The sequence below is a fragment of the Leucobacter sp. Ag1 genome (assembly GCF_000980875.1).
Lineage (GTDB): Bacteria > Actinomycetota > Actinomycetes > Actinomycetales > Microbacteriaceae > Leucobacter > Leucobacter iarius.
Genome location: NZ_LAYO01000073.1, coordinates 14,420 through 33,687, shown reverse-complemented (window position 1 = coordinate 33,687; position 19,268 = coordinate 14,420). Strand labels below are relative to the sequence as shown.

The window sequence follows — 19,268 nt, the reverse complement described above, 5'->3', positions numbered from 1 at the left end:
GACCGGGACAGAGGCAGGGGCAGCCGAGGCGGCCGCGACGGGGGCACCGCCCGCGCGGCCGCCGCCCGCACCGGCCGGGCCGGCTGCACCCGTCGGGCGGGAGGCGAGCGCCGCCTCGTGCAGTTCGACGGGGGAGCGGAACGAGATCTGCGCGGCGGTGGTGGCACCGGCCGAGGTGCCGATGAGCAGTTCGGCGGCTGCGGCATCGACGCCCTCGCGCAGGAGCCCGGCGAGGACGCCGAGCATCCAGGCGTTGCCGGTGGATCCGCCTCCGCCGAGCACGAGGGCGCGGTCGTGCGCCGATTCGTGCGTGAGCGGAGCGGGGGAGAACGGAGAGGAAAGCGGTGAGGCGGGCATGATGTTCGTCTTTCGCGAGAACGAATGCGAGCGCGTGCCTCCGGTCGCGACCGCTACGGTCGGGTGATCGTGGACTCCGGGGAAGCACCCGCTGCGAGTACTGGGGTCATGGGGCTCACCTCCTGCCGTCCGATCGTGATCGGGACGAGGCTAGCACGCCCGGCCGAACGCCGGAGGGGCCGTTGTCGGTGGTCTGTGCTGGAATGGGAGCGTGATGGAGGGGAACGATGCACTGGGCGGGAATGCGCTCCGGGCGCAGGCGTCGATGCTGCACGTCGACATGGACTCCTTCTTCGTCTCGGTCGAACTGCTCGAGCAGCCCGAGCTCCGCGGACTCCCCACCGCGGTGGCCTTCGATACGGCTCGCTCCGTCGTGTCGAGCGCCAGCTACGAGGCCCGGCGTTTCGGTGTCCGATCCGCCATGCCGGTCGGTCGGGCCAAGCAGCTGTGCCCGCAGCTGATCCTGATCCCGCCCGTGCACTCCAAGTACCGCGACGCCTCGCGCGCGGTGATGCGGGTGTTCGAGGAGTTCACGCCGCTCGTCGAACCGCTGAGCATCGACGAGGCGTTCCTCGACGTTGCCGGATCGCTCAAGCTGTTCGGCGAGCCGACCGAGATCGCCCGGCAGCTGCGAGCACGCGTGCGCGAGCAGACCGGACTGCCGGCCTCGGTGGGGCTGGCGGGCACGAAATTCATCGCCAAGCTCGCCTCGCAGCGGGCGAAGCCCGATGGGATCCTCGAGATCCCGCCGGCCCGCACGCTCGAGTTCCTGCACCCGCTCCCGGTCGAGGCGATGTGGGGTGTCGGCAAGGCGACCGCGCGGTCGCTGCAGTCGCGCGCCATCCGCACGATCGGGGAGCTCGCTCGCGAGCCGCTGCCGAGCCTGGAGCGCCTGGTCGGGCGGGCCTCCGCGCTGAAGCTGCACGCGCTGGCCAACGGCCGCGACGCGCGTGCCGTCGAGACGGAACGCATCGAGAAGAGCATCGGCCACGAGGAGACCTTCGCGATCGACGAGACGGATCGCGCGGTGCTGCACCGCGAGCTGCTGCGGCTCTCCACCCGGACCGCGGAGCGGCTGCGCGAGCACGGCGCCGAGGCGCGCACCATCGCGATCAAGGTGCGCTGGGACACGTTCGAGACGGTGACGCGATCCCGCACCCTGTCGGAGGCGACGAACGCGACGCAGCGCATCTACCGCACCGCGTGCGAGCTGCTCGACGGCCTCGGAGCGTCGCTGCGGCCCGTGCGTCTCATCGGGGTCCGCGCCGAGCAGCTCATGGCGGCGGGGTCCGATCCCGCCGGGTTGTGGAGCGACGACGACGATTGGCGCGCGGTCGATCAGGCGGTCGACGAGGTGCGCGGCCGCTTCGGTCGCGATCAGCTCACCTCGGCGCGCCTGCTCACCGGGCGGGGGCAGGTGGTCGACGCTCGCTCGCTCGAACCGCCGGCGTGATCGCGGCTCAGCTGCGCTCCATGGTGCGCAGCAGGGACTCCAGGATCGCGGCGAGCCAGTCGTAGACCAGCACCGTGCCGCGCGATTCCTCGTCCTCGAGCAGGCGATCGTGGTCCTCCTCGACCTCGAGGCCCACGCGCGCCGCCATGGCGAGCCGCAGCGCCGTCAGCGTGCGGATCCACGCGGGGAAGGTGGACTCGGTGATCTCGAGGGTCACCGGAGCGGGGTCGTCGGGATCGCTGCCCGGGCCGAGCTCGGACGTGACCGTCAGCGCATCCTGGAGCTTGCGGTTGAGCAGACCCTGCTCCGTGACCCGGCGGAACGCCGACGCGTTGCCGCCGCCCTCGTAGGCGTCGGGGAACAGGCGCGCCAGCGCCGGGTCCTCGGGCAGGACCTCGCTGCCACCGACCTCGAGGCTGGCGAACAGGGGATCGGGATCGAGCGCCGTCTTGCTGTGGCTCTGCAGCAGCGCGATCAGCTGGCTCACCAGCTGATCGAGCAGCTGCGCCTCGTCCGGATCGAGTCCGAGGCGCACACCCTCGGGCACGGGCAGCAGCCTCATGAAGCGCCCTCCTTGCGGACCGTGGCCCAGAGTCCGTACCCGTGCATCGCCTCGACGTGCATCTCCATGGCCTCGCGGCCGCCCTCGGCTACGACCGCGCTGCCGTCGTGGTGCACGCGCAGCATCAGCTCTTCGGCGCGCTCGGTGGAGAACCCGAAGTGCGAGCGGAAGACGTACGAGACGTAGGACATGAGGTTGACCGGGTCGTCCCAGACCACGGTCTGCCAGGGGCGCTCGGGCGCGGGCGCGCGGTGCAGCTCGTGCTCGGTGCCGACGCCGGTGCCCGGCTGCGTCTCGGTGGCGACCATCAACCCCACCCCAGCTCGTGGATGCGTTCTTCGTCGATGCCGTAGAAGTGGGCGATCTCGTGCACCAGGGTCACGCGGATCTCGCGGACGAGCTCGTCGTGGTCCGCGCAGTGCTCGAGCAGGTTCTCGCGGAACAGGATGATGCGATCGGGCTCTTCGCCGTACCCGTAGCGCTCGCGCTCGGCGAGCGAGAACCCCTCGTAGACGCCGAGCAGGTCGCTGCCGTCCTCGGGGTGGTCCTCGATCAGGAAGATGACGTTGTCGAGCTCGGAGAGCATGTCCTCGTGCAGACTGTCGAGTCCGTCGGACACGAGGGCCTCGAAGGCCTCTGGCGAAACGTCGAGCATGCCTTCACCCTACAGAAGCGCTGGGGTGATCGGCAGGGGGCGGTAGCATTCCGGCAGCGGACGGGTGCGCGAATCGGGAGGTCGGATGAGCGGCGGCGAGGACACGACGCAGCGGGTCCTGTACGAACTCGATGCGGCCGAGGCGCTCGCACGAGGCGGGGAACCGGACGCGGCGATCGCCGCGTACGTCGAGCTCGTTCCCCGGGTCGAGCGGGCGTTCCCGCATGACCGGCTCGTGCTCGCCGGGGCGCTCGATCGGTTCAGCGCCGCGCTGTCGACGGCCGGACGATTCGACGAGATGACCGAAGCACAGGAGCGGGCGATCCGGGTCGCGGAGGGCGCGGGTCGGACCGCGGAGGATCTCGCGCGGATGCGGATCTCGCTGGGGGACCGCCTGCGCGACAACGGGCGCCTCGATGCGGCGATCCGCGCCTACGCCCGCGCGGCGGAGACCGCGGAGCCCGAGACCGGGACCGCGCATCCGGCCGTCGTGGAGGCCGGGATCGGCATGGCGGAGTGCGCGGCGGATCTCGGACGGCACGGCGACGCGCTGCACAGCTATCGCTGGGTGGTTCCCGCGGCGCGGCGCGCGCTCGGCGATGCTGCGGAGCCGACGCGCCGGGCGGAGGCGGGGATGCGGGCCTCGGCATCGGTGCGGCGCCGTCGGATCGCGGCGGTGGCCGGTGCGGTGCTCATCGCCGTCATCGTCGGCGCGGTGCTCTGGGAGCAGTTCGCCTGAGCCGCTCGGCCCCGGGGTCAGCGGCGGAGCAGCTCGAGCGCTTCCGGATCCGCTCCGGCGGTGCGCAGGCGGTCGCGGAGCGCGCGGCCCGCGACCTCGTAGGGCGCGACGCTGCCGAACAGCAGCGACCGGGCATTGGCGTGCTCGGTGAGAGAGACCAGTTCGAAGGCCAGCGCGGACGCGGATTCCGCCCGGAGCTCGCCGCCGGCGATCGCCGCCTCGACCTGCAGTTCGAGATACCGGTACCACTCGGCGAGCGCGGCGCGGACGGCATCGCTCACGGGCCCCGGTTTGGAGTCGACGTCGGCGGCGGTGGCGGCGAAGAAGCACCCGCCGCTGAAGACGCGGTCGCGGGAGTAGGCCAGGGCGTTGCCGAGCAGGGCGGCGAGTCGGCGCGCGCCGCGCGGCTCGGCGCGCGCCGGTTCGATGATCCGCTCGGTGAAGATCTCGCGGGCCGCGGCGACCGTGGCGAGCTGCAGTCCCTCCTTGCTGCGGAAGAGGGTGGCGATGCTGCTCTTGCTGCTTCCGGCGGCGGTCGCGAGTCGGCCGATGGTGAGGCCGTCGAGGCCGTCGACCGAGGCGAGGTCGGTGGCGCGCTCGAGGATGACGCTGCGGGACGCGTCGCCGCGGGCGCGGCGTCCGTCCGTTTCGGTGCGGTCGCTCATGAATTCGAGTATACGAACGAACGTTCGCATACTATAGGCATGATCGTTCGTATTGTTGCGGGAGGAGAGTGCTGTGCCATCCATGATCGAGCTCGTCGCGGGAGGGATCCGTGGAGTGTCGCGGGTGTCACCGCGACTCGGAGGCGACCTGGCCTATCGCGCGTTCTTCTCGACCGCGCCGCGCATGCGGGTGCGGGAGTCGGCGCGGGCGGTGCACGATTCCGCTCGGAGGAGCGTGCTGCGTCTGCCCGGAGGTGAGGCGGAGGCCTTCGAATGGGGCGCGGGGGAGCGTTCCGCGCTGCTGCTCCACGGCTGGAAGGGGCGGGCCTCGCAGTTCGTCCCGGTCGTGGAGCGGCTGGTGGGGGACGGCTTCCGTGTCGTCGCCTTCGACGCGCCCGCGCACGGCGACTCCCCGGGGAGGCGCACCGATGTGCGCGATTGGATCGCCGCAGCGGAGGTGCTCGCCGAGCGCCACGGATCCTTCGATGTGCTCGTCGGGCACTCGTTCGGATCCCTCGCCGCGCTGACGCTCGCCCGGTCGACGCTGCCGACCCCGCGGGTGGCGGTGGTCGCGGGCGCGGCGAGCCCCGAGGCATTCGTCGACGCCTTCGTGAGCGATTTCCGGCTGCGGATCGCCAGCGCGGATCGCCTGCGCGAGCGATTCCGGAGGCGGCTCGGCGTCGATGAGGCGGAGCTCGTGAGACGCTACGACGCGGTGCGGGATCCCCTGCCCGCCGAGACCGAACTGCTGCTCGTGCACGATCGCGGGGATCGGCGCCTCGCCGACCGGGACGCGGTGCGGCTGTGCGAGGTGCACGGGGACCGCGCCCGACTTCTGCGGACCGCGGGGCTGGGGCACTCGCGGATCCTCGCCGCGGACGCCGTGCTCGACGCGATCTCGGGCTTCGCTCGGGGCGGTCTCGACGGGGTCGCGCCCGCGACCGGGAACGCCGATATCGGGTCGGCTCTGGTGGACCCGCCGCCCGCGTGAGATAGTTAGCCGCATGGCACACTATCGGGACGATCTGGACGCGGTACTGCTCGCGCTCGCCGACCCGACGCGGCGTCGGATCGTGCGTCGTCTCGGGCGCGGACCCGCGAGCGTGGGCGAGCTCGCCCGCCCGTTCGAGATGACGCTGCCGTCGTTCATGAAACACGTGCGCGCGCTCGAATCGAGCGGAGTGATCCGCACCAGCAAGACCGGACGGGTGCGCAGCTGCGTGCTGAACCGCGACCGGCTCGCGCTGATCGACGACTGGCTCGCCGAGCAGCGCGAACTCTGGTCCGATCGGACGGACCGGCTCGAAGCATTCGTCACCGATCGCTGCGCCGACCGCGCCACCGAGCAGAAGGAGCCATCATGAACCAGCACTTCGATCCCGAACGCGACCTCAGCATCGAGCGCGTGATCCGGGCTCCGCGGGAGCGGGTCTGGCGGGCGTGGACCGATCCGCTGCAGCTCGCGCAGTGGTGGGTGCCCGCCCCGACGATCGCGCGCATCGATCGATTCGAGCCGAGCCCCGGCGGCGCCTTCGTCACCAGCATGAGCGACGACGGCGAGGACTTCGTGCCGCACACCGACGGCATCTTCCTGCTGCTCGAAGAGGGGAGCCGGCTGGTCTTCACGAACGCCATCACCAGCAGCTGGCACCCCGCGGAACCCGCACCGGTGGCGATGACGGCCGAGATCCTCTTCGGCGAGCACCCCGAGGGGACGGCCTACCGAGCGGTCGTGCGGCACGGGGATCCCGCGGATCGTGCCAGGCACGAGGAGCTCGGCTTCTTCGACGGCTGGGGCGCGGTCACGGCGGCCCTCGCCGAACTCGTGGAGCGCGGCGCCGGCACTGCCGAGTGAGTCCCGCGCGGGATCCGGTGCGACTGGCCTGACCGGTGCGACCGGTGCGTCAGTGCGCCGCCAGGTACGCCGCGCGTTCCTCGACGGAGAGCAGCACGCAGAACTGGTTGCCCTCGGGATCCGCGAGCACGACCCAGCCGCTGCCCGGCCCGGCGATGCCACGCTGATCGGCGACCTGCGCGGCGCCCAGCCCGAGCAGCCGCTCGATCTCCGCCGCCTGCGTGCCGGTGCGGGGACGCAGATCGAAGTGGATCCGCTTCGCCGGCAGCTCGGCGTCCGGGACCTCGATGAACAGGAGCCGGTGCCCGGTCTCGGGATCCCGGATCATGCACTCCTCGTCGCCAGACGTGTTCGGTTCGTCGTCGAGGTCGACGTACCCGAGCAGCTGCTTCCACCACTCCGACAGCGCGTACGCGTCGTGGCAGTCGATCGTGGTGTGCGCGATGAAGCTGGTCATGGACCGATGATCGCAGGGCGCGCGGCGCAGCGCATCCCGCTGGGGCGTCCGGGGTGTGGCTAGACTGCTTGCCAGTGACACGGGGTGCCGCATCGGGCGGCTGAGAACACACCCGTCGAACCTGATCTCGTTAGTACGAGCGAAGGGATGTCGCGATGAGCGATCTTCTGCGTCCACCGTCCGCACCCGGCCACGCCCGCGAGGCCGCGAACCTTCTGGGGGCGGTGCGCGCACGCGCGCCGCTCACGCACTGCATCACCAACGCGGTGGTCACCGGCTTCACCGCCAATGCGCTGCTCGCGATCGGCGCGGCCCCGGCCATGGTCGACATCGTCGGCGAGGCCGGGATCTTCGCCGGCGCCGCATCGGGCCTGCTCGTCAACCTCGGGACGCCGACCCCCGAGCAGCGGCGGGCGAGCCGTGAAGCGGTCGCGGGAGCGGTGGCCGCGGGAACGCCCTGGGTGCTCGACCCGGTCGCGATCGGAACGCTGCCGATCCGGACCGAGCTGGCGCGGGAACTGTTCGACCGCCGACCCACGAGCGTGCGCGGCAACGCATCCGAGATCCTCGCGCTCGCGGGCCGCAGTGCCGGCGGCCGAGGCGTCGACGCCACGGCGACCCCTGAGGACGCCGCGGACGCGGCCGTCGAGCTGGCCCGCGGATCCGGTGCGGTGGTGGCCGTCTCCGGCCCGGTGGACCTCATCACCGATGGCGAGCGGATCCTGCGGGTGGCGAACGGCGACCCGCTGCTGACCCGGGTGACGGGAGGCGGGTGCGCGCTCGGCGCCGTCATGGCCGCGTTCCTCGGCGGCGCACGCGCCGATGCCGATGCCGGAGCCGACGCGCTCGGCGCGGTGGTCGCCGCGCACCTCGCCTATGCCGTCGCCGCCGAACGCGCCGCATCGCGCGCGTCGGGTCCCGGTTTCTTCGCCGTGTCCCTGCTCGACGCCCTCGCGGAGCTCCGTCCGGAGGACGTCGAATCGGCGGCGCGCATCGAGCTCGAGGAGGTCGCGGCATGATCCGTGATCTCTCGCTGCACCTGGTCACCGACCCCGTGCTGAGCGGTTCACGCGGAGTCGCGGAGACGGTGCGGGCTGCCGTGTCCGGCGGAGTCGGCGTGGTCCAGCTCCGCGACAAGGGAGCGAGCGACGCCGAGACCGTGGATCGGCTCGTCGAGCTCTCCGGAATCATCGACGGTCGGGCCCGACTCATCGTCAACGACCGGCTCGGAGCCGCGGTCTCGGCCCGCGCCCGGGGCGCTCGCGTCGACGGCGTGCACCTCGGCCAGGGGGACGCATCGGTGCTCCGCGCGCGCGAGCTGCTCGGGCCCGACGCGCTGATCGGACTGACCGCGAACCGCGCCGAGCACCTCGACGCCGTCCGCGCGCTTCCGGCCGGCACGGTCGACTATCTCGGCGTCGGAGCGATCCGGCCGACGAGCACCAAACCCGATCACCCGCCGGCGCTGGGGTTCGAGGGTTTCCGAGCGTTCGCCGAGGCGAGCCCGCTGCCCTGCGTCGCGATCGGCGGGATCGTGCCGGAGGACGCCGCCGCCCTGCGCGAAGCGGGCGCCGCGGGCGTCGCCGCCGTCGCGGCGCTCTGCACCAGCCCCGATCCGCGATCCACCGCGACGGAGTTCCTGCGGAACTGGCGCCGGGGCGCGACACCGCGGGTGCTCAGCATCGCCGGCAGCGACCCTTCGGGCGGCGCCGGGATCCAGGCGGACCTCAAATCCATCGCGGCGAACGGCGGGTACGGCATGGCCGCGCTCGCGGCGCTGACCGCCCAGAACACCCGCGGGGTCCGCGGAGTGCATGTGCCGCCGGCCGAGTTCCTGCGGGCCCAGCTCGACGCGCTCTCCGAGGACATCGTCGTCGACGCGGTGAAGCTCGGCATGCTCGCGAACGCGGAGATCATCGAGACGGTGATCGCCTGGATCGACGCGGTGCGGCCGAGCATCGTCGTGCTCGACCCGGTGATGGTCGCGACCAGCGGGGACCGGCTGCTCGATGCTGCCGGAGAAGCCGCGCTGCGCGGGCTGGTCGAACGGGCCGACCTCGTGACCCCGAACCTCGCGGAGCTCGCGGTGCTCGCGGGTCGCTCGCTCGGGGACTGGAGCGACGCGCTCGTCGCGGCGGAGGCGCTCTCGGCGGAGAGCGGCGCCGCGCTGCTGGTGAAGGGCGGTCACCTCCCGGGCGATACCGCACCGGATGCCCTGGTCGATGCCGGGCGGGGGATTCGGCGAGAGTTCCCGGGCGCACGCATCGCGACGCGGAACACGCACGGCACGGGCTGCTCGCTCTCCTCCGCGCTGGCGACCCGCCTCGCCCGCGGCGAATCCGCCGAGCAGGCCGTCGCCGGATCCCGTGCCTGGCTGCGCGAGTCCCTGCGCGCCGGCTCCGGACTGGGCGTCGGCTCCGGCCACGGTCCCGTGCACCACTTCGCCGGGCTCTGGGAACGAGGCGGGCTCGAGACCCGACCGTCGGCCGAGGACATCCGAGAAGCGTGGTGGGGCCGGATCTCGGGCGTGCGGGCGGGGATCGACCGCCTGCCGTTCATCACGGCGCTCGCCGACGGTTCGCTCGCCGAGGTGCCGTTCCGGTTCTACCTCGCCCAGGACGCCCGCTACCTGCGCGAGTACGCGCGAGTGCTCGCCGAGGCCTCCCGGCTCGCCCCGGACCCCGAGGAGCAGGCGTTCTGGGCGGAGTCCGCGCGCGGTTCGATCCTGGGGGAGATGGAGCTGCACGCCTCCTGGCTCACACCCGAGCGGGGCATCGTCGGCGAGACCTCGGACGCGGAGCCGGCACCCGCGACCGTCGCGTATCTCGACCACCTGCGCTCGGTCGCCTTCGGCGGGGACTATCCCGAGCTGATCGCCGCGTTGCTGCCCTGCTTCTGGCTCTACACCGACCTGGGGAGTCGGTTGCGCGCGGGGGCGCTCCACCCGTTCGCGCGCGATCCCGAGCATCCCTATGCCTCCTGGCTCGACACCTACGCCGATGCCGGGTTCGCCGCGGCGACCGAGCGCGCGATCGGCATCGTGACCCGAGCGGCATCGCGCGCCGGTAGCGAGCAACGCGCACGCATGCTGCGCGCGTTCGAGACGTCCAGTGCGCACGAGCGGTCCTTCTTCGCCGCGCCGATGGCCGAGGAGGACGCCGACCGCGCGTGAGCAGCCGGTTCGGCGGGGACCCGAGGTTGCCCGTCGAACCGGTGCATCGCTACCGTCGAAGCATGTCCTCGGAGCAGCAGCCCACGTCCACGCCCGACTCGAGCGGATCGCGGTCGGGTATCGCGCGCTGGGTGTTCTGGCCCACCGCGGTCGTGGTGGTCGCGTTCGTCGCGGCCACCCTCGTGAACCCCGAGGCCATGAACGCCGGGATCGGAGCGGTGCAGAGCGCCATCATCGCGAACTTCAGCTGGTGGTACGTGCTGCTCTCGTTCGGCTTCGTGCTCTTCTGCGCCTACCTCGGGTTCTCCCGGAAGGGCAACGTGAAACTGGGTCGTCCGGAGCACGAGCCCGAGTTCTCGCTGATGAGCTGGTTCGCGCTGCTCTTCGCTGCGGGCATGGGCATCGGCCTCGTGTTCTACGGCGTGACCGAGCCGCTCAAGCACTTCGCGACCCCGAAGCCCTCGATCGTCGACCAGAACCTGCAGCCGGGTGCGCTGGCGCAGGAGGCGATGTCGACGACCTTCCTGCACTGGGGATTCCAGCCCTGGGCGATCTACGTGGTCGTCGGACTCGCGCTCGCGCACGCCATCCACCGCCGCGGGCGTCCGCTCGCCGTGCGCTGGGCGCTGGAGCCGCTCATCGGCGAGAAGGCGACCCGCGGCGGGTGGGGCAACGCGATCGACGTGATCGCGCTCGTCGGCACGGTGTTCGGCGTCGCGACCTCGCTCGGCCTGGGTGTGACCCAGATCAGCGCGGGCCTGCAGGCGCTCGGGGTGATCGCGGAGGACAACCACTGGATCGAGTACGCGATCATCGGCGTCGTGACCTGCTTCGTGCTGTGGTCCGTGCTCTCGGGCGTCTCCCGGGGCATGAAGTGGCTCTCGAACATCAACCTGATCCTCGCCGGCGGACTCCTGCTCTTCGTACTCATCGTCGGCCCCACGCAGTTCCTGGCGAAGGAGATCCTGCAGTCGATCGGGCACTACCTGCAGAACTGGCTCGGGATGTCGACCGACACCTCGGCGTTCACCGGAAGCGCCGGCGCCGAGTGGCAGGCCTCCTGGTCGACCTTCTACTGGGGCTGGTGGATGAGCTGGGCGCCGTTCGTCGGCGTCTTCATCGCGCGCATCTCGCGCGGCCGCACGGTGCGCGAGTTCATCCTCGGCGTCATCCTCGTGCCCACGCTCGTCACGTTCGTGTGGTTCGGGGTGCTCGGAGGAACCGCGATCTTCAACGAGATGTTCCGGCCGGCCGGGTACACCTCGGTGATCGGCGCAGGTGGCGCCGTCGACGCGAACTCCGCGCTCTTCCAGGTGCTCGAGCAACTGCCCGCGGGCGGTGTGCTCGTGGTGGGCGCGATCGTGCTCTCGGCGATCTTCTTCATCACCTCGTCCGACTCGGGATCGCTCGTCATGGCCATGCTGGCCACGGGCGGCGATGCGGAGCCGCGCAACTGGATCCGCGTGTTCTTCACACTCGCGACGGCGGCGCTCGCCGCGGCGCTGCTGCTCGCGGGCGGGCTGTCAGCGATCCAGACGCTCGCCGTGACCATCGCCCTGCCGTTCAGCGTGATCATGATCCTCATGTGCGCGGCGACGTTCAAGGCGCTCCAACGCAACGTGCGACGCGCGGATCGGCTTCGGCGCGAGGCGTTCGTCGCTGATCTGTCCGAGCGCTTCGGCCTCGACTCCGACGACGACGCCATCGAATCCGGTCCGCGCAGCGCCGACGCCTGGTGGAACGGGCTCAGCAGCCGCCGCCGGCGCGACATCGTGCGCGGCGTGACGCAGGTGGCGCAGGCGCTGCCCGAGAAGCACCGCGCACGCCTGCTGGGCCGCCGTGAGCCGGACGCCGACGCGGACCGACAGCGCTGATCGCCGTCGGGGCGGTGCTGCTGCATCCGCCCCGACGGCGCCGGTCACCGTCCGCAGCTGAGGGTCAGCGTGATCTGGGAGCTCTGCTTGGCTTCCTTGCCGCTGCCGGGGCTGACGGACTTGACGATGTCCTTGCCGGGGTCCGGCTTGCCGCTTCCGGTGTCGCACTGCAGCACGACCTTGGTGAAGCCGGCACCGGCGAGCGCGCTCTGAGCGTCCGCGCCGGTCCGTCCGGTCAGCCCGTCGGGGACCTTCGCGAGGTTCCCGCTGCTGCGGAGCAGCGAGATCGTGGATCCGGCCTGCACCGCGCTGCCCGCGGCCGGGTCGGTCCTCGCGACCATGCCCTTCGCGACCGCGGAATCGGTGGTGCCGCCGTCGACCACGGTGAAGCCCGCAGCGGTGAGCGCGCTCGTCGCCTGCTCGACGGACTTCCCGGTGACATCGGGCACCTGCTGGGTCGTGATGCGGAGGGCGGACTCCGACGGTTCGGGGAACGCGTCGCCGCCGTACTTCCGATCGGCCTCGTTCATCAGGGCCGGCCAGATGGTCTGGTCGGCGTACATCAGATTGCCGAAGAAGCGGGTCGAGACGCGCTCGCAGGTCTTCGCGTCGCGCGGGTCCGCGCAGGTCGGTCCCACGTTGCCGACCCAGGTGGCGGTCGCGACCTTGGTGCTCGCACCCACGGTCCAGTTGTCGACCACGTCGTCGGTGGTACCGGTCTTCGCCAGGTGCGGGACGCCGGTGGAGGAGGCCGCGTGGCTCGCGAGACCGTTGGTCACCGTGTACTGCAGCGTGTATGCGACGCCCGCGGCGACCTCGGGGGAGATCGCGTTGGTGCACTTGCTCCTGGTGAAGTCGACGGGCTTGCCGTCGGGGCCCGTGATGGACTCGATCGGAACCGGGGTGCAGACCTTGCCGCCGCCGGCGAACGCGGCGTAGGCGGAGGCCATGGTGATCGGGGCGATCTCGTCGACGCCGGCGAAGGTGTTCGAGGGCACCATCGAGAGGTCACGGAAGTCGCCGGTGAGGGTCGGGACGAACGGCTTGGCCGGATCCTCCTCGCTCTTCGGGAGGTCCGAGGCGCGGTGGATGCCCAGGTCCTTCGCGGTCTGGAAGATCTCGCACAGGTCGAGCTTCTGCGCCATCGAGACGACTCCGCCGTTGATCGAATTCGCGATGGTGGTCCGCACCGATTGCGTGCCGCGGATGCCGAGGTTGTCGTTCGAGAACGTCCAGTCGCCATAGCTGTAGACGCCATCGGTCATGCACGAGGCGCGGAAGGACTGCTGCTGCACGGTGCGGCCGTTGACGTTGACCAGGTCACGCACGGAGTTCCCGCTCTTGAGCCACTGGGTCAGCGTGATCGGCTTGAACGTCGAACCGACCTGGAAGCCGTTCGATCCGCCGTACTCGAAGTCGGTGTTCCAGTTGATGCTCGTGTACGTCGGGTTCTTCTTCAGGAAGTCGCCGTCGTCGCTGAACGGACGGCTCTGCACCATGGCGAGCACCTTGCCGGTGTCGACCTGGACCGAGGAGCTGGCACCACCGGCGTCGATCCCATCGATCCGCTGCGGCACGGTGTCGTGCATCGCCCGAAGGCCCGCCGCCTGCATATCGAGGTCGATGGTGGTCATGATCTGGTAGCCGCCGCGACGGAACTTGAACATGCGCTCCTCGGCGGTCGAGCCGAAGCTCGCGTCGGTGCGGATGTAGCGCTGGACGTAGTCGCAGAAGTGGCCGAGACCGTAGTTGCCCTCGGCGACCGAGCAGCCCGGCCGACGCGGCTTGATCTTCGGCGTGACCGGGGTCGCCTTCGCCTCGTCGTACTGCGCCTGCGTGATCTTGCCGTGGCGGAGCATCGAGCCGAGGATCTTGTTGCGGCGCTCCGTGTTCCGCGCCACGTTCTCGGGCAGGTCGAGCTGCAGCTGTGACGGGTTGTTCACGATCGCGACGAGGCTCGCCGCCTCCGCGAGGGTGACGTCCTTCGCGGACTTGCCGTAGAAGTACTGGGCGGCGGACTCGATGCCGTAGACCTGTCGGCCGAACAGCGCGATGTTGAGGTAGCCGAGGAGGATCTCGTCCTTCGAGTACTTCTTCTCGATGCTGATCGCGAGCTTCATCTCCTTGAGCTTGCGGTCCGCGGTCTGCTTCATCGCGTCGTTATAGGCAGCCTTGCGCTTCTTCTCGTCGACGATCGCCTGCGACTCCTGGATCAGCACGTTGCGCACGTACTGCATCGACACCGTCGAGGCCCCGGAGATATTCTTGTTCGCGAGATTCTGCAGGATCGCCCGGCCGGTCGAGATGATATCGACGCCGCCGTGCGAGTAGAAGCGCGGATCCTCCTCGGCGACGACCGCGTCCTTCACGTATTGGGAGATGGCGTCCCAGGGCACCGTCTTGCGGTCCTGGTCGTAGAAGGTCGCCAGCTGGACGGTCTTGCCGCCCTTCTTCGCGTACAGGGTCGAGGGCTGTGCGAGCTCACCGGGGTTGAGGTGGTCCGGCAGATTCTCGAAGATCTTGATCGCCGAGGTCGCTCCGGCTCCGGTGAGCGCGACGACCGGAGTGATGGCCGCGGTGAGCAGCACGCCGGCCACGACGCTCATGGCGATGGCTCCGAGGAGGCTCGCGAGGACGCCTCCGAGGCTCCGGGGCTTCGTCGTTCGCACCCCGGTGGAATGCATGCGAGACGGGCGTGATGAATCTCGTTCGGGCATGCGCAGATTCTATGGGAGCATTTCTGCGAGAAATGGACTTCGTCACGAGAATGTGACCATACAAAAACGATATGCGGCTTATGCTATTTGGTTTTCGGAAATCTTGAAGCAGTTTTCGAGCAGGATCACCCGATCACGAGGGCGGACAGGCCGTAGAGCTCCTTGGTGATGCGCAGGTGGGACCAGGCGTCGACGAGCGCGACCTGCTCGATGCCGCGCAGCGCATCGAGCTTGGCGAGCTGGCCCTCCGGGGTCTCTGCCGAGATCGTCGAGATGAGATCGTACGAACCGCTCGACGAGGCGAGGAACTCCGGGGCGACCGCGCAGACGCGGTCGATGAGGTCCGCCGTCAGCGCTCCGCGGATCCGGATCCCGAGACCGAGCGGGGGCGGGCCCACCTGATGGTCGCGGACGGGCAGGCCGACGACCTTGACCGCCCGATGCTGGAGCAGGCGGTGCAGGCGGTTCCTGGCGCTCGCGGGGGAGACTCCGCCGGCTGCGCCGAGCTCCCGGAACGTCGCGCGTCCGTTGCGCTCGAGCGCCGTGATGATCCCGCGATCCACCTGATCGATGCGCAGCGACGCGGCCGCCCGGTCGGGGAGCGGGGAATCGATGTTGACGAAGATCCGCTCGTAGACGTTGCACGAGATACCGCTCACGCCGGGGATCGAGCGGATCTCGCCGAGCACGCGCTGGTGGTCCGCGTCCGAGCCGACCCGCACCTCGGCGTCGACGCCCGCGGTGCCCGCGAGGGCCGAGACGAAGCAGGTCTCCGGCATCGCGTTCAGGGCGTCGAGGATCGGCCCGCTCGGGCCGGAGGACTGGATGAGGAGGTAGGAATAGCGGGTGATGCCGAGCAGGTCGGGGCTGACGGTCGCGGTCAGCCGGATCCGATGCTCGCGCACGGCGTCCTCGACGATCGCCGCGACGAGCTGCCGCGGCACGCCGAGACGGTGCGCGATGCCGGTGTAGCTGGCCCGGCCGTCCTGGCGCACCTCCTGCAGGACCCGTCGTGCGAGCTCCTCGTTCGTCGTCACTGCGCCTCCGTTCGGTTCGGATCGTTCGAAAGTCGCACGATCTGCCTGCGCGAAAATATCGATCGTCGATGCCTTGGAGCAGTTTACGTGCTGATTCGGGGCATTTCTGAAACGTATGATCAGTCTGAGGCGAATCACCCTGTGTTTTCGGTGGCGACCGTGCCCGCGGGCTTCTACAGTTGCCCGAGTCGGTTCGGATCCGGGAGCGTTCCCGGAACCGGAACCACCCGGAACTCGAAGAGGAGCACTCCATGTCGGAGCAGACAGCAGAGCAGGCGGCGACCTTCGCCGTCGAAGCGCACGGGATCGACCCGATCCCGGAATCGGAGCGGTGGGCGAAACCGCGGGACATCTTCGGGCTCATCTTCGGCGGCGCGAACAGCGTCTCGACCGCCGTGCTCGGAACCTTCCCGGTGGTCTTCGGGCTCACATTCTGGGACGGGGTGCTCGCGATCGTGATCGGCGTGCTCGTCGGATCGCTCATCCTCTCGCCCATGGTGCTCTTCGGGCCGAAGAACGGCACGAACAACGCGGTCTCCTCGTCCGCCCACTTCGGTGCGCACGGGCGTCTGATCGGATCCCTACTGGCGCTCCTGGGCGCCTTCACGTTCCTCGCCCTCGCGGTCTGGGCGTCGGGCGATGCGCTGCTCGCGTCCGTCGCGCGGCTCTTCGGCTTCGAGCAGACCGGTCTGCTCTCGGGACTCGTGTACGCGCTGATGGCCCTGCTGCTGATCGTGATCTGCGTCTACGGCTACCGGATGCTCGTGGTCCTGAACCGCTTCGTGCCGATTCTCGTCGGGGTGCTCTTCGTCGTCGGGATCGTGGTCTACGCGAGCCAGGCCGACTTCGCCGCGGTGCTCGCGCACCGGGCCGCCGACCGGTGGAGCGATCCCGTGTACATCGCGGGCTTCTTCGGCTCGGTGCTCGTCGCCATGTCCTGCCCCGTCTCGTACGGCCCCTTCCTCGGCGACTACTCGCGCTACGTCGCGCGCTCCGTGCCCCGCAGGTCCCTCATCGTCGCGGTCGTGCTCGCGCAGCTCGCCTGCCTGGGAGCCTTCCTCTTCGGCCACGTCACGGCGTCGGTCATCTCGATCGGTTCGCCCGAGCTGATCGCCGGAGGCGACTACGTGGGAGGCCTCGTCGCGAGCGCGCCCACGTGGTTCTTCGTGCCGCTCGCCATCATCGGCGTGCTCGGTGGCGTGACCACGGGCACGAGCCTGCTCTACGGGACCGGGCTCGACTTCTCGAGCATCGTCGTGGTCATGGGGCGCGTCGCCTCGACCGCCCTCATCGGCGCGATCACCGTCGTGTTCGTCCTGGTCGGCAAGTTCGTATTCGACATGGTGCAGAGCGTCACCACGCTCTCGGTGCTGCTGGTCGTCTGCACGGTGCCGTGGATCGCGATCATGTTGATCGGCTACGTCGTTCGGCGCGGCTGGTACGACGTCGAACCGCTGCTGGTGTTCAGCCGCCGCGAGACCGGCGGGATCTACTGGTTCCAGCACGGCTGGAACACCAACGCGGTCATCGCCTGGGCCGTCGGCGCGGTCGCCGGCGTGATGTTCGTCAACCTCCCCGGCCAGTTCGTGGGCGTCTGGGGTGGTCTCGCCGGAGGCGCCGACGTGAGCCTGCCCGTGGCGCTGCTGCTGTCGAGCCTCCTCTACTGGGGCCTGCTGCGTCTCAACCCCGACCCCGACTACGTGTTCGGCCCGGAGGGGCCGCGCGGGGTCCCGTCCCGATCGGGCGCGCAGGCGTCGCCGATCGTCCACAGGGGCGCATCCGCGCCCATCATCGAAGGAGCATCCGCATGACCGCTCGCACGAGCGCCGCAGCCATCTACTCGGGCACCGGGGACGAGGTGGAGATCGACCGGATCGAAGTGGCGGCACCGCGCCGCGGCGAGGTGCTCGTGCGCATGCGGGCATCGGGGATCTGCGGATCCGACCGACACGTGCTCGACGGCGAGTGGAACGTCCCCTCGCCGACGGTGATGGGGCACGAGGGTGCCGGCATCGTCGAGGAGCTGGGCGAGGGCGTGACGGGGCTCGCCGTGGGCGACCACGTGGCGCTCGTCTGGAACCAGGCCTGCGGCGGCTGCGTGAACTGCCAGTCGGGCACACCCTGGGCCTGCACCGATCTGCGCTCGAACGAGTGCGTGATGCCGGACGGCACCACCCGCCTGTCGAGATCCGGCGAGGACGTCTTCCCCTACCTCGCCGTCGGATCGATGAGCGAGTACGCGGTCGTGCCTGCGAGCGCTGCGATCCGCATGCCCGAGGAGCTCCCGTTCGATATCGCCGCGCTGATCGGCTGCTCGGTGAACACGGGCATCGGCGCGGTGCTGAACAATGCCCGGGTGACCTCGGGGGAATCCGCCGTGGTCGTCGGCTGTGGCGGAGTCGGACTGTCGATCCTGATGGGCCTGCGGCTCGCCGGTGCGCACCCGATCATCGCGGTGGACCGCAACCCCGAGAAGCTCGAGCTCGCGCTGCGGGCGGGCGCCACGCACGCGCTGCTCGCGGACGACGCCACCGCGGATGAGATCCAGCGGATCACCGGGGGAGGCGCCGACGTCGCCTTCGAAGCGATCGGCAACTCGCGCACGATCCCCGAGCTGCCGTCCCACGTCCGCGTGGGCGGACGGGCGGTCCTCGTCGGCATGCCGCCGGAGGGCTCGATGATCCCGTTCGACGTGCTCGACCTCTGCTACCGCGGCATCACGATCATCGCCTCGAACTACGGGGGCAGCGTGCCCGCGCGCGACTTCCCGCGCTACGCGGCGCTGTACCTCGCGGGGCGGCTCCCGCTCGACCTGCTGATCTCGAACCGGATCCCGCTCGAGGAGGCCAACGGTGCCTTCGCCGCGATGCGCGCGGGCGCGGAAGCGCGGAGCGTGGTGCTGTTCGGCTGAGCCGTGCGCCCGGGCCATTGGGGCCCGGGCGCATTCTCTGCAGCACCAGGCTGGAGAAAACGAAACAGCCCCCGACTCGAGAGTCGGGGGCTGTTTGACTTGGGGTGGCTAACGGGACTTGAACCCGCGACCACCGGCACCACAAGCCGGTGCTCTACCGACTGAGCTATAGCCACCATGCGTGCCCTGCGAGCAAGCTCACGAGGCAACGCTGCAAGCATAGCCTATGCACGGGCTTCGTCGCCAAATGCGCCACGCCGAGCGTCCGCGGGGGCCGTGAGGTGCAGCAGACGGGCCCGGCGGCTCAGGAGCAGGCGCTGCACGAGCAGCACGACACCGAAGTAGACGAGGAGGGTCGCGGTGCCGAAGCCGTGCGTGTGCGTGAAGAACTCGAAGACGAGGTGCTGCCCGATGCCGACGATCCAGAGCAGCAGGGTCCAGACGGTGCCCTGGGTGAGCACCGCGTCACCGTCGCGCCACAGCCGCACGGTGTGGGCGCGCACCGCGGCGAGTCCCGCGCCGACGACGAGGCTGGCGAGACCGAGCGCGACATCGAGTCCGTCGATGCGGGTGTCCTGCGCGAACTGCGCGGTCTGCGCGGCACCGATCACGAGCAGGATCAGCGCGAGCGTGGGGCGATCCTTGAGCGGTCGCACGGAGAGCTGGCGCACGAGCAGCCAGACCACGGCGATGAGTGCGGGGATGTAGGCGGTGTAGGACACGGGGTGCTCCTGGTCGGTCGGGAACGGGATGCTCCCAGCTTCGCGCGGCGTCGGTCCAAGGGCATGCACCCGCGGGTGGAGATCCGGGTGGA

18 protein-coding genes, 1 tRNA gene, 1 pseudogene and 1 riboswitch are annotated in these 19,268 nt (G+C 70.4%); of the genes and pseudogenes, 10 read left to right on the top strand and 10 right to left on the bottom strand.

Features of this window, described 5'->3' with window-relative positions; all coding sequences use genetic code 11:
- Window positions 1-357 (bottom strand): annotated as a pseudogene (locus XM48_RS03650) (patatin-like phospholipase family protein); the annotation flags it as partial.
- A gap of 214 nt (window positions 358-571) precedes the next feature.
- Between XM48_RS03650 and dinB the strand changes: the two are divergent.
- Complete coding sequence (dinB, locus tag XM48_RS03645) at window positions 572-1,810, top strand: DNA polymerase IV (RefSeq protein ID WP_046454427.1); 1,239 nt, start codon at window positions 572-574, stop codon at window positions 1,808-1,810.
- Window positions 1,811-1,817: 7 nt separating this feature from the next.
- Here the strand turns inward: dinB and XM48_RS03640 are convergent, their stop codons facing one another.
- The 3 genes from XM48_RS03640 to XM48_RS03630 are packed head-to-tail and all read right to left on the bottom strand — an operon-like array spanning window position 1,818 to window position 3,027.
- Window positions 1,818-2,372 carry a DUF2017 family protein gene (locus tag XM48_RS03640; protein WP_046454426.1) on the bottom strand — a complete coding sequence of 185 codons (555 nt, stop codon included), beginning with the start codon at window positions 2,370-2,372 and terminating at the stop codon, window positions 1,818-1,820.
- Window positions 2,369-2,680, bottom strand: a complete 312-nt coding sequence (gene clpS, locus XM48_RS03635) for an ATP-dependent Clp protease adapter ClpS (RefSeq protein WP_084820946.1) — start codon at window positions 2,678-2,680, stop codon at window positions 2,369-2,371. Before clpS ends, XM48_RS03640 begins: the two co-directional genes overlap by 4 nt.
- The gene (locus XM48_RS03630; RefSeq protein ID WP_046454425.1) at window positions 2,680-3,027 is read right to left on the bottom strand and encodes a metallopeptidase family protein; all 348 of its coding nucleotides are present in this window, start codon (window positions 3,025-3,027) and stop codon (window positions 2,680-2,682) included. The genes clpS and XM48_RS03630 overlap by 1 nt, the downstream gene beginning before the upstream one ends.
- 85 nt (window positions 3,028-3,112) lie before the next feature.
- On the opposite strand from XM48_RS03630, the gene XM48_RS03620 reads away from it, so the two are divergent.
- Window positions 3,113-3,766, top strand: coding sequence for a tetratricopeptide repeat protein (locus XM48_RS03620; protein WP_052961272.1), 654 nt, complete (start codon window positions 3,113-3,115; stop codon window positions 3,764-3,766).
- 17 nt (window positions 3,767-3,783) lie between these two features.
- Here the strand turns inward: XM48_RS03620 and XM48_RS03615 are convergent, their stop codons facing one another.
- Window positions 3,784-4,431, bottom strand: coding sequence for a TetR/AcrR family transcriptional regulator (locus XM48_RS03615; protein ID WP_046454435.1), 648 nt, complete (start codon window positions 4,429-4,431; stop codon window positions 3,784-3,786).
- 82 nt (window positions 4,432-4,513) lie between these two features.
- Here XM48_RS03615 and XM48_RS03610 point away from each other — a divergent pair, with 82 nt between their 5' ends.
- The 3 genes from XM48_RS03610 to XM48_RS03600 are packed head-to-tail and all read left to right on the top strand — an operon-like array spanning window position 4,514 to window position 6,286.
- Complete coding sequence (locus tag XM48_RS03610; protein WP_052961271.1) at window positions 4,514-5,422, top strand: alpha/beta hydrolase; 909 nt, start codon at window positions 4,514-4,516, stop codon at window positions 5,420-5,422.
- A gap of 13 nt (window positions 5,423-5,435) precedes the next feature.
- Window positions 5,436-5,795 (top strand): helix-turn-helix transcriptional regulator, encoded by a 360-nt coding sequence (locus XM48_RS03605; protein ID WP_046454421.1) that lies wholly within the window; start codon window positions 5,436-5,438, stop codon window positions 5,793-5,795.
- Window positions 5,792-6,286: an SRPBCC domain-containing protein gene (locus XM48_RS03600; protein WP_046454420.1), complete on the top strand. Its 495-nt coding sequence runs from the start codon at window positions 5,792-5,794 to the stop codon at window positions 6,284-6,286. The genes XM48_RS03605 and XM48_RS03600 overlap by 4 nt, the downstream gene beginning before the upstream one ends.
- Before the next feature lie 49 nt (window positions 6,287-6,335).
- Here XM48_RS03600 and XM48_RS03595 read toward each other — a convergent pair whose 3' ends face one another.
- Entirely contained in the window at window positions 6,336-6,743 is a 408-nt protein-coding gene (locus tag XM48_RS03595; RefSeq protein ID WP_046454419.1) for a VOC family protein, read from the bottom strand.
- Window positions 6,744-6,813: 70 nt separating this feature from the next.
- Window positions 6,814-6,908, top strand: a riboswitch (TPP riboswitch).
- Here XM48_RS03595 and thiM point away from each other — a divergent pair.
- The 3 genes from thiM to XM48_RS03580 all read left to right on the top strand — a co-directional run bounded on the left by thiM (window position 6,899) and on the right by XM48_RS03580 (window position 11,789).
- Window positions 6,899-7,762, top strand: a complete 864-nt coding sequence (gene thiM / locus XM48_RS03590) for a hydroxyethylthiazole kinase (RefSeq protein ID WP_046454418.1) — start codon at window positions 6,899-6,901, stop codon at window positions 7,760-7,762. (Overlaps the previous riboswitch by 10 nt.)
- Window positions 7,759-9,915: a bifunctional hydroxymethylpyrimidine kinase/phosphomethylpyrimidine kinase gene (locus XM48_RS03585; RefSeq protein WP_046454417.1), complete on the top strand. Its 2,157-nt coding sequence runs from the start codon at window positions 7,759-7,761 to the stop codon at window positions 9,913-9,915. The genes thiM and XM48_RS03585 overlap by 4 nt, the downstream gene beginning before the upstream one ends.
- A 62-nt stretch (window positions 9,916-9,977) precedes the next feature.
- Window positions 9,978-11,789: a BCCT family transporter gene (locus XM48_RS03580; protein WP_084820945.1), complete on the top strand. Its 1,812-nt coding sequence runs from the start codon at window positions 9,978-9,980 to the stop codon at window positions 11,787-11,789.
- 44 nt (window positions 11,790-11,833) lie between these two features.
- Here the strand turns inward: XM48_RS03580 and XM48_RS03575 are convergent, their stop codons facing one another.
- Complete coding sequence (locus tag XM48_RS03575) at window positions 11,834-14,395, bottom strand: transglycosylase domain-containing protein (RefSeq protein ID WP_231580789.1); 2,562 nt, start codon at window positions 14,393-14,395, stop codon at window positions 11,834-11,836.
- A 236-nt stretch (window positions 14,396-14,631) separates the two neighbouring features.
- On the bottom strand, window positions 14,632-15,543 hold the full coding sequence (locus XM48_RS03570) for an Lrp/AsnC family transcriptional regulator (RefSeq protein ID WP_046454415.1): 912 nt from the start codon (window positions 15,541-15,543) through the stop codon (window positions 14,632-14,634).
- Between the two features lie 251 nt (window positions 15,544-15,794).
- Here XM48_RS03570 and XM48_RS03565 point away from each other — a divergent pair, with 251 nt between their 5' ends.
- Window positions 15,795-17,354, top strand: coding sequence for a cytosine permease (locus XM48_RS03565; RefSeq protein WP_046454414.1), 1,560 nt, complete (start codon window positions 15,795-15,797; stop codon window positions 17,352-17,354).
- On the top strand, window positions 17,351-18,454 hold the full coding sequence (locus tag XM48_RS03560) for an alcohol dehydrogenase catalytic domain-containing protein (RefSeq protein WP_046454413.1): 1,104 nt from the start codon (window positions 17,351-17,353) through the stop codon (window positions 18,452-18,454). Before XM48_RS03565 ends, XM48_RS03560 begins: the two co-directional genes overlap by 4 nt.
- Window positions 18,455-18,554: 100 nt before the next feature.
- On the opposite strand, the gene XM48_RS03555 is transcribed toward XM48_RS03560, so the two are convergent.
- A tRNA-His gene (locus tag XM48_RS03555) sits at window positions 18,555-18,630 on the bottom strand.
- Window positions 18,631-18,678: 48 nt separating this feature from the next.
- Complete coding sequence (locus tag XM48_RS03550) at window positions 18,679-19,176, bottom strand: hypothetical protein (protein WP_052961270.1); 498 nt, start codon at window positions 19,174-19,176, stop codon at window positions 18,679-18,681.
- Between the last annotated feature and the right edge of the window lie 92 nt (window positions 19,177-19,268).